This window comes from Acinetobacter piscicola, assembly GCF_002233755.1.
Lineage (GTDB): Bacteria > Pseudomonadota > Gammaproteobacteria > Pseudomonadales > Moraxellaceae > Acinetobacter > Acinetobacter piscicola.
The window spans coordinates 13,243-28,190 of sequence record NZ_NIFO01000012.1 but is presented as its reverse complement, the minus strand read 5'-3'; the positions used below and the strand labels follow the sequence as shown (position 1 = coordinate 28,190).

The 14,948-nt window shown below is 36.3% G+C and carries 13 protein-coding genes and 1 pseudogene; 4 read left to right on the top strand and 10 right to left on the bottom strand.

Annotation, left to right across the window (positions count from 1 at the left end):
* Positions 1-23 precede the first annotated feature (23 nt).
* Both CDA10_RS12825 and soxR read right to left on the bottom strand, forming a co-directional pair.
* Positions 24-620: a hypothetical protein gene (locus CDA10_RS12825; RefSeq protein WP_089605974.1), complete on the bottom strand. Its 597-nt coding sequence runs from the start codon at positions 618-620 to the stop codon at positions 24-26.
* Positions 621-720: 100 nt separating this feature from the next.
* Positions 721-1,239, bottom strand: coding sequence for a redox-sensitive transcriptional activator SoxR (gene soxR / locus CDA10_RS12820; protein WP_089605973.1), 519 nt, complete (start codon positions 1,237-1,239; stop codon positions 721-723).
* 73 nt (positions 1,240-1,312) lie between these two features.
* Here soxR and CDA10_RS12815 point away from each other — a divergent pair, with 73 nt between their 5' ends.
* Both CDA10_RS12815 and CDA10_RS12810 read left to right on the top strand, forming a co-directional pair.
* On the top strand, positions 1,313-1,744 hold the full coding sequence (locus CDA10_RS12815) for a RidA family protein (RefSeq protein WP_089605972.1): 432 nt from the start codon (positions 1,313-1,315) through the stop codon (positions 1,742-1,744).
* A 22-nt stretch (positions 1,745-1,766) separates the two neighbouring features.
* The gene (locus CDA10_RS12810; RefSeq protein ID WP_089605971.1) at positions 1,767-2,957 is read left to right on the top strand and encodes an MFS transporter; all 1,191 of its coding nucleotides are present in this window, start codon (positions 1,767-1,769) and stop codon (positions 2,955-2,957) included.
* 81 nt (positions 2,958-3,038) lie between these two features.
* Here the strand turns inward: CDA10_RS12810 and CDA10_RS12805 are convergent, their stop codons facing one another.
* Positions 3,039-3,683, bottom strand: coding sequence for a HEPN domain-containing protein (locus CDA10_RS12805; protein ID WP_089605970.1), 645 nt, complete (start codon positions 3,681-3,683; stop codon positions 3,039-3,041).
* Between the two features lie 103 nt (positions 3,684-3,786).
* Between CDA10_RS12805 and CDA10_RS17040 the strand changes: the two are divergent.
* Positions 3,787-3,876: pseudogene (locus CDA10_RS17040) on the top strand (Mpo1-like protein); the annotation flags it as partial.
* Between the two features lie 100 nt (positions 3,877-3,976).
* Here the strand turns inward: CDA10_RS17040 and CDA10_RS12795 are convergent.
* From CDA10_RS12795 to CDA10_RS12785, 3 genes are all read right to left on the bottom strand, one after another.
* Positions 3,977-5,824: a monovalent cation:proton antiporter-2 (CPA2) family protein gene (locus CDA10_RS12795; RefSeq protein ID WP_089605969.1), complete on the bottom strand. Its 1,848-nt coding sequence runs from the start codon at positions 5,822-5,824 to the stop codon at positions 3,977-3,979.
* Positions 5,825-6,485: 661 nt separating this feature from the next.
* Entirely contained in the window at positions 6,486-7,535 is a 1,050-nt protein-coding gene (locus CDA10_RS12790; protein WP_089605968.1) for an AraC family transcriptional regulator, read from the bottom strand.
* Positions 7,536-7,627: 92 nt separating this feature from the next.
* Positions 7,628-8,587 carry an oxygenase MpaB family protein gene (locus CDA10_RS12785; protein ID WP_089605967.1) on the bottom strand — a complete coding sequence of 320 codons (960 nt, stop codon included), beginning with the start codon at positions 8,585-8,587 and terminating at the stop codon, positions 7,628-7,630.
* 494 nt (positions 8,588-9,081) lie between these two features.
* Here CDA10_RS12785 and CDA10_RS12780 point away from each other — a divergent pair, with 494 nt between their 5' ends.
* On the top strand, positions 9,082-10,572 hold the full coding sequence (locus CDA10_RS12780) for a flavin-containing monooxygenase (RefSeq protein ID WP_089605966.1): 1,491 nt from the start codon (positions 9,082-9,084) through the stop codon (positions 10,570-10,572).
* Between the two features lie 668 nt (positions 10,573-11,240).
* On the opposite strand, the gene CDA10_RS12775 is transcribed toward CDA10_RS12780, so the two are convergent.
* The 4 genes from CDA10_RS12775 to CDA10_RS12760 form a co-directional block, all read right to left on the bottom strand.
* The gene (locus CDA10_RS12775) at positions 11,241-12,500 is read right to left on the bottom strand and encodes an amidohydrolase (protein ID WP_089605965.1); all 1,260 of its coding nucleotides are present in this window, start codon (positions 12,498-12,500) and stop codon (positions 11,241-11,243) included.
* 10 nt (positions 12,501-12,510) lie between these two features.
* Entirely contained in the window at positions 12,511-13,065 is a 555-nt protein-coding gene (locus tag CDA10_RS12770) for a hypothetical protein (protein WP_089605964.1), read from the bottom strand.
* A gap of 423 nt (positions 13,066-13,488) precedes the next feature.
* On the bottom strand, positions 13,489-13,833 hold the full coding sequence (locus CDA10_RS17035) for a restriction endonuclease subunit S domain-containing protein (RefSeq protein WP_004723194.1): 345 nt from the start codon (positions 13,831-13,833) through the stop codon (positions 13,489-13,491).
* A 29-nt stretch (positions 13,834-13,862) separates the two neighbouring features.
* Positions 13,863-14,936, bottom strand: a complete 1,074-nt coding sequence (locus tag CDA10_RS12760; RefSeq protein ID WP_004644575.1) for an ArsO family NAD(P)H-dependent flavin-containing monooxygenase — start codon at positions 14,934-14,936, stop codon at positions 13,863-13,865.
* Positions 14,937-14,948: the final 12 nt, after the last annotated feature.

The following is a 14,948-nucleotide window of genomic DNA, read 5'->3' as shown; positions in this document are numbered from 1 at the left end:
TGCGGTGTTATTCAATGTAATATTCATTCTGCTGAAAAACGCCTTTTTAGCTTTTTTATAAATTGATCAATATCTTTATAATAAGTTAGAGTGCTACTGATCGTGAAATACAGCGCAATCAACCAAAACCAGAAAGCAGTAAAATGCAGTGAATTTTGCGTTGATACAACCATCGATATCGTGATTAACCACCAAATACCCAAGAATAAAAAAGGGGCTTTGCTGTAATTTGCATTGAACTGTAAGTCTTCTTGAACCTTTCTGCGCATTTTCAATTGATCGCTTATGTCTTGAACATCAATATCATTGCGATATTCATGTGCACTCTTAAACACCTTTAAAATTGGAAAGCCTTCTTCTAAGGCGACTTCTTGCAATGTACTGAGTGACATAGACTGATTATTTAGTCCATAAGCAATACTAAATAGATACTTTAATCCTAGTTTTTTCAGATGCTTTAACCTTATTTCATTTAAAACAGCATTGAGTAATACGATGTCCTGCTCAATTTTTTCTAGGATTTTTTTTATTTCAGTCACTTTTTCTTTGGCTATGAAAAAAACAAAAAAAACAGCAAGCGTTAAGAATACACCAAAGACCAACACACCCAAAATCAACAATTTATGCCCCCATTCATTGATTATGTATTTCTATACTTTAGTCAAAAATTTGCAATAAAAGTCATATATTTATATAAATTTCAAATATCTATCTATAATCTTAACTCTCATCTAGCTGTTCGTCTATTGGCGAGTTTAACAAAGTCATCAAAACATCTTGAAAATGAGCCCCCGCAGATTCCTGCCCTAACTGATCATCAGGATTACGCAAAGGACATTGTTGTAAAGACAAACAACCACAACCGATACACTTATCCAATTGCTGTCGCAATTTTAATAAATTGATAATCTGCTGATCCAATTGAGCTTGCCATGTCTGTGACATCTTTTGCCAATCGGCTTTACTCGCCACTTGATGTTTAGGTAAGACCTGAAAAGCATCTTTCACTTGTTGTAGGCTAATCCCCACCTGTTGCGCAATTTTGATAATGGCAACACGGCGTAACATTGCCCGTTGATAACGCCGCTGATTGCCCTGCGTACGTGTACTCCAAATCAATTCCTTTTCTTCATAAAAACGGATTGCTGGGACACTAACATCACTGCGCTGTGCCAATTCTCCAATGGTTAACCATTGCTGTAACCCTTTTTCATTTTCTTTTTCATTGTGTGATTCCAATTTGCACTTGACCTCAAGTTAACTTGAGCTTTGATACTAACAAATATTTTAAAGCCCTTGTGAGTATAACAACGTGAATTCAAAATCTGAATTGTGGCAAATCAAACCATTCGAAATGTTTAACCCAAATACACTTTATAATCCAAATGCATTTGCGTATAGTCATGTCGCTGAAGTGCGTCATTATTTGCGTATTCTTCACATATCTGGACAAGGTGGTGAAAACCAACAAGGACAACTATCCAAAGATTTTGCGCAACAAGTTCATCAAGCTTTCTCAAATGTTCAACATGTTTTAGATGAAGTCGATGCATCAATATTGGATATTGCTGTTTTAAGAATACTCGTGGTTGATCACAGCCCTAAAAAACATCAGTTTTTAATTCAGGAAATGCAACAGCGTTGGAAAGGTCACGCTTTTCCAGCTTGTACCCTCATTCCTGTCCCGTGTCTTGCTTTACAAGGGATGCTCATTGAAATTGAAGCAACCGCTTACTGTATGTAACTCCAAGAACTAGGAAACCTTTATGAATGCTCAACTCGATATTAGCCAAGATAAAGCATTGCTTTGGTTAATGGCGATTGCCTGTGGTTTATGTGCAGGAGCAAACTATTATTGCCAACCGTTGATTCATTCAATTCAACAATATTTTCAAGTCCCTGAGTCACAAGTCGCTTTAACCGTTACTTTTGCTCAGGTGTCTTACGCCCTCGGATTATTATTTATTGTTCCAATGGGAGATATTGTTAATAAAACCAGATTCATTCCACTTCTTATGTTTTTTGCCGCAATCGGGTTATTAATCTGTGCCTTTGCTGTCAATCTTCCAATGCTATGGATCGGTACGATTCTGGTCGGTCTATTTTCTGTTGCTGCACAAGTTTTGATTCCACTAGCAACAATGGCGGTACAACCTGAAAAAACAGGTGAAGTTGTTGGTTTTTTAATGAGTGGGCTTTTGGTTGGACTATTACTTTCCACCAGTTTGGCAGGTTTATTTTCAAATTTAGTCAATTGGAAATTGATCTACATCGTGAGTTCTATTTTGATGTTGATTTTAGCATTTATGCTAAAAAAACGTTTGCCTCATGTACCTACAGTAAAAATGAGCTATGGCAGAATTTTCCACTCTATGGCAATCCTGTTATCGGAAGAAAAACGTCTTATTTACCGCTCGTTGATTGGTGGTTTTGCCTTTGCCGCAATGAGTACCTTATTTTCAACCATTGCGGTTTTACTGACATCAGAAACCTTTAAACTCCCAGATGTTATGGTCGGCGTTGCCACACTCATTGGCGTATTTGGCGCGCTCAGCACGACTAAAATTGGGAAAATCGCAGACCAAGGCTATACCTCTTTACTGACTTGGATTGGCATTGCAATTTTAGCAACAAGTTGGATATTTTTATACTTTGGTGGAAAGTCACTGATCAGCTATATCTTAGGTTACGGCATCATTAGTTTAGGTTTAGCCATCGTACATACCAGCAATCAAAACATTATTTTTAGACTACGTCCAAATGCCAAATCACGCATTAATTCTATTTACATGACTGTGTATTTTACGGGTGGCGCATGTGGTTCTGCCTTAGGTGTTTACGCATGGCATCATGGTGGTTGGACAATGACCTGTATTGTAGGTTTATGCTTAGTGGCTGGCTCTGCACTGTTTGCATTATTAGACCGTTTGCTTTTACCAAAAACTCAAACTGCTTAAATACTTTAAGAACTGAATAAAAGAAATCCTTCGAACATCGAGGGATTTTTTTATAGCTCTCTTATTTTAAAATTCTAATACTCAAGACATTTGTTGCACAGGATAGAACGGTTTACCTAAGTCAAATTTGGTAGGATTTTCTAAAATGATATACATCATTGTCGGTAAAATTGCGCTCAAAATCGTGCAGCCTTCATAAAGTTGCTTACGATTCATCGCACTATTATAGGTTGAACCACCTTGTTGGAGCTGATTTTTCAACGTACTTAATCGATTAAAAACAACGAAAACTAAAGCGAGTGTATCTTTAGATTGCGCAGCTTGATGAATTTGCTTTTTTTCTATTTCAAAAGCATCTTTCCAAGCCGTTTGGCTCATTTTTTTGTTTTGGTAATCCCAAAATGGTTGAAAAGTATATGAACTTTCTATGATTAGCCCCATCGATTGGCTGAGCTTATCCCAAACTAAATGATAGATTTTATGCTCATGATCTGATTGTAGAACTTCACTTAAAAATAGCTTAAAGCCTTGATTGTCTGGTGTTCCCCCTATTTCTTGTGCATAGGCTGCATTTAAACTGACCCATAGACTGATAAATTTAAGATCAATATCCTCATCTAATTGGGTCGCTTTTTTTAACCAACTGAGACTGCGCTGAATACGTAAGTTAAATTGATCTGAATTTTCTGGCTTTTTACTTTTATAAATTTCTTCTAAAACAAACATTCATTTTCTCAAAAGAATTATTTTTTCTAGTCAGTAACATACTCAAGGCTATTATTTTGAGCAAGTTGTTTTCTGACTTTTATCATCTTGATTAAATGCTTTCAAACCTGCCACATTTAAACAACCGATCTTCAGTTTGATCTGCGATTTTAAAATGTACAAAGACATTTTACTAAAACGCGTTGATTGGTAAATATCAATGTAATTGCCCTATAAAATTCATCTTATAGGGCAATTTACTCAGTCTTAAAAATTAGCGTTATGAGCTTGAAAATAGCTGATTTAAAAACCACTCAGTTCCACCTACCCTTATCACCTGTTTCCTGATTTTCCACCTCAATATTATTTAAAAGTTGTCCACTGTGTTGCGGCTTTATTAAAGGTGCAGTTGGACGAGGATGACGTTGCGTATATTGCATACCCACACCTGCATAGACATCATCAGCAGCAACTTCTGTTTCAAAGCGCTGATTATCTAATGTTCGAATATCTTCACAAAGCTGTTGAATTTCTTCTGGACTTGCACCTAATTGTTGTAAGGCAATCTGCCCAAAAGCCATAGCAGACTCAAAGGTTTCTCGAACCATAAAATCAACATTGTGTTTTGATAAATACAATGAATGCTCACGATCATAAGAACGCACAATCAGTTTTGCTAAAGGAAACTCTAAACTCACTAACTCTGCGATTTTATTGATTGTTTCTTTTTTATCGACACAAATTAAAATTGCTTCTGCCGTAGCAGCACCTGATGTATGTAAAATATCTAAACGAGATCCATCACCATAATAAACATCAAATCCAAATTTTTCAGCGTTTTGGATCATATTAACATCAGTATCAATAATCGTGACGTCTACACTACGTGCCAATAATAATTGACTCGCGACCTGACCAAAACGACCAAAACCGATAATCAACACTTTACCTGTTAACCCGTTCGCCACTTTCACTTGATCTAATAAATTTTCATCCGCTGACATTGTAAAACGTTTAAAGATAATACCGATGATGGGCGTCAACACCATGGATAAGATAACGACTGCAGTCAAATTTGACTTAATTGTATTATCTATAATTTGTGCTGTGGTTGCTGCACTGAATAGAACAAATGCAAACTCCCCGCCTTGAGCCATCAATAAAGCTCGGTCTAATGCCTCAAAATGGTTACTTTTAGTGAGTCGTGCAACCACATAGATCATGAGTGCTTTGGTTAACATCAACGCAACGACACCACTGAGAATGAGCGGCCAGTTTTTTGCAACCACCGCTAAATCTAAGGACATACCTACGCCTAAGAAAAACAAACCGAGTAATAAACTTCGAAAAGGTTCTATATCTGCTTCAATTTGATGACGGAAGGTTGATTCTGAAAGCAGTACGCCTGCGAGAAAAGCGCCAAGTGCCATAGATAGACCACTTAATTGCATCAATAAAGCAGCACCTAATACAACTAAAAGTGCCGCAGCTGTCATAACTTCTCTAGCTTTGGCTGCTGCCAAAATTCTAAATAAAGGATTTAACAACCAATGCCCTGCAATAATTAATGCAGCAATTGCAAGAAGTCCTATACCAATCCCTTGCATACCTACCGATGCACTTTCAACGGCTTTGTTTGGTGCCATAAAAGCAACCAATGCTAATAATGGGACAATCAGCAAATCTTCAAATAATAATATTGCAACAATCTTTTGACCTCGGGGTTGATGCAGCTCACCGTTATCGCTTAACAATTGCATGACAATGGCGGTAGAGGTCAGTACAAAACCTGCAGCACCAATAAATGCGATTTGCCAGCTAAAGCCAAATAACATCCCCGTTCCAGTCAATGCAAAAATAGAGATTAGAATTTGCAAACTACCTAATCCAAAAATTTCTTTTCTTAAGCTCCATAAATGTGAAGGTTGCATCTCCAATCCAATAATAAAGAGATACATCACAATCCCTAGCTCAGCAATATGCAGAATTGAGGTAGGATCGTTAAAAAAAGCAAAACCAAATGGGCCAATAATTAACCCTGCGATTAAATAACCTAAAATGGATCCTAAGCCAATACGTTTGAATATAGGCACAGCAATCACGGCTGCACTCAATAATACGACTGGCCCAATTAAACTGATTGAATCTGCTTCCGTACTCATCTTCTTCCCATCTTAGCTTGTGGTCATCATCATAAATTCCACGAATGTCTTGAGTTTATTCAATATATTTCATTCAAAACTGATCTTACTTTTTACTTCTATGGTCATTTTTCTGTTCATGACCAAGCGCTAAAATTTACATTTAACACACTCAAGTTAAGTTACTTTAATTGCCACTATTTGAGAACTTAGTCAAATTACTTAAAAGATTTGAACACTTGAAACTATATACAGCTTTGATATTCAACTTCAAGATACTTCGCACAAATATAGTAATAGCGTAGAAAAAACCTTAAACAACAATATTTCTTTAATTGATCAGGTTTAACATTCACTATAAAACATAGACTTCAACGTTATACTTAGAAATTCTACTCTCTTTGGAGTTTGATAAAGAAACTTTAGGATTTAGCAAAAAATGTTGAATTCTTTTCTAATTTGTCTTCAATTTTTTAATCCGATTTTCACAGATACATGAGAACTGAATATTTTCAGTTTCGAAAAACTCAATCTTTTTATTCTGATTTTTATTCTGCTATCAAGCCTATACCTTGCGCTTTCGACTTTAATGCCATGTTTGGATCTATTTTGATTATTGTTAAATAAAAAGTAGAAATTTCAGCTAGAGATTTCTGAAATGTTGTTGTCAGAAAAAAGTGGTCTATATTTGCACTAACGTCTTTTTATATTGGTTTGGACTTAACCCAGTTACTCTTTTAAAGTAACGATTAAAAGCACTTTGCTCAGAAAAAGCTAATAATTCTGAGATTTCTGTCAAAGAAAGAAGTTTATCTTCCATATACATTTTAGCTAACTCTAACCGAATCCTATCTAACATACTTTGGAAATTTAGGTCTTGCTCAACCAATCTATTTTGTAAAGTCGATTTAGACATTGCCATTTCTCGAGCTACAAAATCTAATGTTGGTTTACCTTCTTCAATCCCTCGACCCAGGGCCTTTTGAAACTTAAGGACAAAGTCATTATTAATCGTTTTTGTATTGATATTTATCGATTTTAGATAAGCATCTGCTTGCCTATCCAATAGTTCTATAAAATATATATTTTTTAAATCAATTGGTATATTTAAACTACAAATATTAAAACTGACTGCACCAAGTTTTGATTTAAAACTGACTGGACATTTATAAAAATCACTATAAATTTTAGAATTTTCAGGTTTACTTCCTGGGAGACTAATAGAAATAGGTTGCAAGAGATTATGTTCATTCGTAATTTGTTGCAACATTTTTATAAAACAGCTTATTCCTAGTTCATAGCCGACCCTGAGCGTTTCTAAAAGATCATCATGCATTTCTAAGGGTTCAAATAATGGAACATCCCAAGTGATTGTAACAATCTCATTCTTTTCAATGACATCAATAGAAAACCCATCCCACATTAATGCATAGTATTTTTTAAATTGTAGAATTGCTTGATTCAGATTTTGACAAGGTAGTATTAAATAACCCAACAATCCTGAATACGCTGGTTGAAAAAACTCGGCTATTTTTATTCCAAGACCTGGTTCTGGACATTTATCTTGTATTAAACGCAAACACAGTCCTAATTCTAGAATTGAGACTCTACCATCAACTTTCCAGCTTTTAAGATACGATTTACTTAAAGGAACATCTAAATGATTGGCTAAAATGAAGTCGCAAAACATTCCAGAAATAGAACCATTGATAGTCGGATTATTTTTGCTCATAACGTATCATAGGAATTTTTTAAATTATAACGTCATAAAATGATAATCCATGTAGAATCACAATGACAGTAACAATAAGATTATTCACTAGATTATTCTTTTGACATCGCATTATTCATAAGTGCGTATCCATTCGTTCCAATTTTACTCTCAAAAAACGTCTTAACTGTTCCTGTTGAGGCGATTCGTACATATGCTTTACCGAGTAATATTGCCAAATTATCTTTTTTTGGTGAACGCGATAATCCAGCTAAATCACAAATTTCTTTCGGTGTTAATGCGACCACGATTGTTTTTAATACTGGGTAAAATTTAAGCACAAGACGCATAGCTTTGTCATCAGTATCAATCGTAGAAGGATCTAATAAAGTGTTGATAATAGCGCGAGTTTGTTGGGTAATAACTGCTTTTGAATTAGTAAGTTGAATATAACGACTGAACTCTTCACGTGTTTCGGGAAGTCGTGTTATATTTTGGAGGCTTTCTAAGTTATAACCATGACTCAATGCGCTTTCTTTTACGGTCTCAATACTTAAATCAGGATAAACTTCTTTTAAACATTCAAGATATCTAACACTTTCTTTAAAATATTGGTTTTCTTCTTCTAATGACAATTTTCCTACTAGTTTCTCATAAGCATAATATACAGAATGCCATGTGATAAGATGCGTCCCAACGACTAGAAGAGGATCATGAGCACTATAACTTTTACCCGTTAGAGGAATACTTCCCTTAACATGAGAATGTAATTTAAAAAGTCTTAGATTTGCTTTTCTAACCGTTTCAGTATCACCGAATATTACTGTTAAGAAATAAGACATTGTACGACTTAACCGACCTACAGGATCAGATTTATATGTTGCCCGATCTGCTAAAGCTGCCGCAGCATCAATACTTCCTAAAACTTCGATATAAAAAGATCGAGTAAGACCAATAAATGCCGCTGGATGTGACCAAACTTTCCATGCGATAGAGTAAGGACCAAACAACCCTTGATCTTTTATTAAATTCGTATCTATATCCATTTGAAAATGTATATTTGAATCTGACATGTACTAACCCTTCCATCGACCTAATTAAAAAATGATGGTTAGCCTTCTAGATCCATCTCACTTTAAAATAGCTCCTCCTTAACCAATAATCTTGACCATAAAAAGGAATTTTTGACTTTTAATACAATTTTGGTGGTGTTTCAAAAATAAAAATGGCACTTACACTTTGTACAGTATCGAAACAATTGAAAATCAGCCTATTTCAATATCCAATATTTTAGCTCTAAAGAGCGGTTTCAACAGATTTAGACCCATTTAAAAGCACGATCAAGCCTGATTTTACTCATATTTTTCTAATTTGATTGATAGATAAAAATACTAATAACATATAAATCAAAACTTTAATTAAAAATAAATCAATTAAGAGTATTCCGTACATAGAGCTTAGTCGTGATGTCTCATAGAGTTAAATATCTGTCTCATAAGGTCAAGTTTAAACTCGATTTGTCGATAAGATTTAAATTATCCAAATAACAAAGACAAGGATTTCCCAAATGAGTATGGAATATGACGTCGTTATCATCGGAGCAGGTCTGGCTGGAATTGGCATGGGATGCCAACTTTTACAGCAGAATCCAAATAAATCATTTACGATTTTGGAGCGCCGCCAAGCTTTAGGTGGAACGTGGGATCTGTTTCGCTATCCTGGCATCCGTTCAGATTCGGATGTGATCAGCTTTGGTTTTAAATTTAGTCCGTGGAACAGTGATAAAGTTTTAGCTGCCGGCGATTCGATCAAGCAATATTTGCAAGAAACTGCTCAAAAATTTAACGTAGATGAAAAAATCCGTTACGGTATTAAGATTATTTCTGCAAATTTTTCAACCCAAACCAATAAATGGACTATAGAAACGATTAATGAGGCAAATGGTGAATCTTGCCAATTTACTTGTAATTATCTTGTTGCTGCAACAGGTTACTATAACCATGACCAAGGCTATACACCGAAGTTTGAGAGTGTTGAAAACTTTAAAGGTCTAGTTGTTCATCCACAACATTGGCCTGAAAATTTAGACTATAGCAATAAGCGCGTTGTCGTCATTGGAAGTGGTGCAACAGCAGTTACTTTGATTCCTGCGATGGCGAATGATACTGCACATATCACCATGTTACAGCGTTCACCAAGCTACGTGATTAATATACCAAATACCGATAAATTGGTTAACGCGTGTAGAAAAGTATTATCAGAAGAATTGGTTTATAAAATTTTCCGTAAGCGTAATATTTTTATGCAGCGCGGTATTTATAAAGTGTCTCGCCGCTTCCCTAAACAAATGCGTTCATTCCTCCTTTCAAATGTTCAGAAAGCGTTGGGGAATCAGTATGATATGTCTCATTTTACTCCAGAATATATGCCTTGGGATGAACGTTTATGTGCGATTCCTGACAACGATTTATTTGATGTAATTCGTGACGGTAAAGCTTCTGTTGTGACCGATCAAATTGAGCGTTTTACTGAAAATGGTATTTTACTCAAATCGGGTAAAACACTTGAAGCAGACATCATTGTGACTGCAACAGGTCTCGAATTACAATTGTTTGGTGGTATTCAAATTTCTGTAGATCAAGAGCAAATAAAACCAAATGAAAAAATGAGCTATAAAGGGACATTAATTGAAGATGTACCTAACTTTGCCTACTTATTTGGTTATACCAATGCACCTTGGACTTTAAAAATTGATTTATCTACCGATTATATTTGTCGTTTAATTAATGAGTTAGATATTCGTCAAATGGTTGCAGTAAAACCTATTGCGCCAACGAATGAAAATACGGGCAACAGTATCGTTTACGGTATGCGATCAGGTTATGTACAGCGTGGTGATTGGGTATTACCTCGTCAAGGTAAATCTACAGAATGGTTTGTCAGCCATAACTTTGAAAAAGATGCCGAAATGTATAGTTTGCCAATTGAAAGCCAGCATTTAGTTTGGGTCAAAGAAGGCCAACAATCAAAATCTAAAGGAAAATCTAAAGCCGCATAAGCCATGATTGCGATTGAGTACATGTGGCAAAGTGTCATATGTACCCAATTAAATTTGAGCTATTTTCTCAGTTTTAAACTATTTTTCATCAATACAAATCCTATAAACCTTCTTTTCTAAGGAGTATAGAAAAATGCATGCTTTAATTAACGTCAGTTTGGGATACACTTTGATGTAAGTTATTGAAAAGATAGATCAGGCACAGCGGAGTCTTACCGTTTAAAGTCAAATGCAAGGATTAACCTTCGGTTCGACCTGAGAGGTATTACCTCGCAAGGCTTTCGGGATGAGTGGCACTGCCACGCAAGGGCAAAACCTGAGCTGTGATTAAAGCAGCGCAAGAGTCGCCAACTCGACAAATACTATCAAGTACCTAATATATCGCAAAAACAGTACATTACAGATGCAGCCCTGCCTCAAACAATGCGACTGACGTTTCCGCGTATCATATAGTTGGGAACATATCTTATCCTGAACTCAGCTTAATTATTATATAAATTAACTATTTAAGAATGACATCATCTAAAATATTTTGGCTATATTTCTTTTATTTTCTGTATTTCTCCATTTCTTTTATACACTTGAATTTTCTATTGTTATTCAAACAACTATCATAAAAAATACCTAATCTTGTGATCAAGATTAGGTATGTAAATCACATCAAACGATTATTTCGCAGAATAAATTGTCTTCCCTTCTTTAAGGGTTTCAACAACTTTAATATCTTTGATCGTCATCGGTTCAACTTTTGTTGGATCTGCTGAAAGAACGACAAAGTCAGCCAACTTACCAACTTTAATGGTTCCTTTCGTATCTTCTTCTCGGTATTGATAAGCCACATTGGTGGTAATCATCTTCAACGCATCAAAAGCACTAATTCGCTCGTCAGGACCAAGCACGCCACCACTGCGCAATGGGCGATTCACTGCTGTCCAAACTGTCATCATTTGATCTATGGGTACTACAAATGCATCTGTATGATTAGTCGGTTTGAGTCCTGCTGCCAAGGCTGATTTCATTGGGCTAATAAAGCTTGCTTGTTCCATGCCTCGGTTTTTAATATGCGTATCACCAAAGAAAAAAGTATGGTCAGTAAACATGGTTGGAATAATGTTGTATTTCGCTAACAATTTAAGCTGATCTGGACGCACAAACTGACAGTGAATACAAACTGTTCGACGATCTTTCGACACATTCTGACCCGCAACTTCAGCATGTGTTTTCAACAGATAATCTATGGCCGCATCACCATTCGCATGCATTTGTACTTGTAAGTCTTTGTCATAACATTTTTGCATTGCTGCTTTCATTTGGGCAGGTGGAACACCAGGCTCCCCCTTCCAATCTTTTTGTCCTGCAGGTCCACCTGTTAAATACGGCGTTGTAAACCAAGCCGTTTTTCCTTGTGGCGAACCATCTGCCGTGATCTTACATCCGCCTAACTTCAAACGATGATCATATTTTCCAAAAGTTTTAGGTGGATGTGTTTTCCATATTTCATCCAAATCGGTAACAAAAGGATATGCAACCACATCGATATATAAGCCATTTTTGCTTGCTATACGCGTAAGCTGTTTAAGCTGCGCTGAATGTGTTAACCCTTCTTGTGCTGTTGTAATACCAGCTGCGGCATACATGGCTTGTCCAGCTTTGGCTGCTTCAACCTCGTTAGCAAGCGTTGGACCAGGGAGTTTAACGGATATCGGAAGATACGCCATTTCCATGACTAAACCCTGTAGTCTTTTCCCATCTTCCTCACGAAGAATAACGCCACCTTCAGGTGTCGGCATTCCATCTTTATAGCCGTATTTTTCAAAACCTTTAGAATTCAACACGGCTCCATGCATCGAGACATGCACAATGACAACAGGATTTTCAGGAAAAGCTTTGTCTAAGATAGCTCGTGATAAGGCCTGACCATTCGGCATTAAATTATCGTCATATCCCCAACCTACCAATAATTCTCGCTTTACGTAATCCTTTTACAACTTTTTCATATTCATGCAGGTCTATCTCTATACCCCAAACTAGATCTGCATAATCCAAAACTGATTTTATGCATTGAAATTCAAAGTTAATTGTTGCTCCAACTACAGGTTTTAATTCATAACTATGATTACTATAGCCTTGTGCCCTACGTTGTGCATGATCTCCAAAATCTGAACGTTTTAAATGATTTAAATGCTGATCTGCAATATCAAATTTTTGAATTTGTAAAAGTGTAAATTTTTTCGTCCTACCATAGTTTGTTACTTCTGACATATATTTTGAAATTGCACTGCCAAGTGACATTGGGGAAGATAGTTTATTATTTGACAAAAGCTCAGGATTCTTTTCTAATTTGTCTTCAATTTTTTTAATCCAATTTTTCACAAGTGCACGGGTACTGAATGTTTCAGTCTCGAAAAAATCTACTCCTTTCTTCCGAATTTTTATAACTGCTTTATAGCGGGTGCCTTTGGTCTTTGACTTTAGCTCTGTGATATAGCTCATTTTGCTACTATTTTTTTTATGAAATAATTTAGTAGCAGTATAGTTGCAGTTATATACAATAAACACTAGAAAGTTGCTAAATGTGCATGAAAGTTGCAATTATTCATAGGTGTCTAAATGACTGATTTGAAAAAAAACGTAGATATATCAAAGCTCCCACGTATATCCGTTGCGCCTATGATGGATTGGACAACAAGATAAAATAATCCATTAATTTACAGCAACTTAAAATAAAAAAATTAAGTTAAGGTGTAAATTTGGAGTAAACTTTATTTTTATGTATCAAAACATAAATCTTCAATATTTTCACTCCCCAATAGATTATTCACAGTTACAAGAGCTGTATCAGATAGTGTTTGAGTAGCTAACACAGCTAGCCTCGTCATTGGGCAAGAAATGGAAACATAAAAAAGATTACGTGCTCTATAAAAAACCTTTCGTATTTGCTTTAGTCAATTTTTTAGTCTCAAGTAACTCTAAAAGCTGTGGCCACTTATAGTGATTCCAGCCACCACCTAAGACCACTAATACATTCTCAAACTCAGCCCCCTTTACACTATGCTGCGTTGCAAAAGGAGTCTGTTTTTCAATAAACCTTGTAACCTCGATAACTTCCTTATATTCGATTTCTCTTAATTTATTATAACGTTGTAGTGTTGAAGACCATTCCTCTTTAGGTGTATCTATAAATGAAAGAAGCTCCTCCTCCCTTCTAATTATTCGATCTGGTGGTAATGGCCGTTTTGTAGTCTTTAAATGATCTATCACTTGACCAATAGTTCCTTCAGTCCTTAACTTTAGTAATTGATCCTAGCCAAATAAGCAGCTATTTGATCTACAGTTGCTCTTGCTGTTCTAGAAACCCCAATGAGTGTTGCGGATGCCATGCCTGTCCATTCCCCATAGCCAACCAACCAAAGGTTATTTATTTTTACTGAGCGCCCATCATTCACAGTAACTGTCTGATCAGGCTCTACCACATCAAGACTTCTTAAGTGAGTCAATGAAGCTTTGAACCCTGTACACCAAATCACAGCATCTACTGCTTGTCTTGTACCATCAGCCCAAACAACGGAATGCTCCTCAAATGAGGTAAAAGGCTCTCTACTATGTAGTACGCCACGTTCGCGGGCCTCTTTGACACTGTCTATCATGACAATATCACCCAGACCACCAACGGGTTGATCAATCACACGACCTTCCTGTTGGGCTTTTAAACGTTCAGTTGCCCGAAGAAATAAAACACGCCCATCAACATCATCCGATAAAAATTGAGGTGGTGTTACTGTGACCCAAGTGGTATCTGCAACTTTTGAGACTTCGGCAAGAATTTGTGCCCCTGAGTTACCACCACCAACTACAATCACTTTCTTGTTGATAAAAGGCTCTGGATTTACATAATGTGCTGAATGCGTTTGTAATCCTTCAAATCGTTCATATCCTTCATAATGGGGAATATAAGGCTGACTCCATGTCCCAGTAGCACTGACCACCGCTTTAGCTCGCCAATATTGATCGCCAGCATACACATCTAAATAGCCATCTTTTTGTTCTATATGGTCGACATGAATTGGTCGAATAATTGGAAATTGATATCGTTGCTCGTATGCTGACAAGTAGCCAATCACTTCATTTCGCGTTGGGTAAGTCTGCTCAGTTGTGGGCATCATCCAACCTGACAATGAACTCCAAGTATTTGGAGAAAAAAGACGAAGAGATTCCCAAGCATGTGACCATGCACCACCTGCCTGAGATTGGTCATCTAAAATAATAAATGGAATTTTCTTACGTTTGAGGAAATAAGCTGTGGCAAGGGCTGCCTGACCACCACCAATAATGATTACATCGACTTCAGTTTGTAATTGAGTCAAAGCTTCTCTCCC

Coding starts and splice junctions, on each gene's coding strand:
- CDA10_RS12810 (WP_089605971.1), top strand. CDS start 1,767: ATGAATGCTCAACTCGATATTAGCCAAGATAAAGCATTGCTTTGGTTA.
- CDA10_RS12805 (WP_089605970.1), bottom strand. CDS start 3,683: ATGTTTGTTTTAGAAGAAATTTATAAAAGTAAAAAGCCAGAAAATTCA.
- CDA10_RS12795 (WP_089605969.1), bottom strand. CDS start 5,824: ATGAGTACGGAAGCAGATTCAATCAGTTTAATTGGGCCAGTCGTATTA.
- CDA10_RS12790 (WP_089605968.1), bottom strand. CDS start 7,535: ATGAGCAAAAATAATCCGACTATCAATGGTTCTATTTCTGGAATGTTT.
- CDA10_RS12785 (WP_089605967.1), bottom strand. CDS start 8,587: ATGTCAGATTCAAATATACATTTTCAAATGGATATAGATACGAATTTA.
- CDA10_RS12780 (WP_089605966.1), top strand. CDS start 9,082: ATGAGTATGGAATATGACGTCGTTATCATCGGAGCAGGTCTGGCTGGA.
- CDA10_RS12775 (WP_089605965.1), bottom strand. CDS start 12,500: ATGCCGAATGGTCAGGCCTTATCACGAGCTATCTTAGACAAAGCTTTT.
- CDA10_RS12770 (WP_089605964.1), bottom strand. CDS start 13,065: ATGAGCTATATCACAGAGCTAAAGTCAAAGACCAAAGGCACCCGCTAT.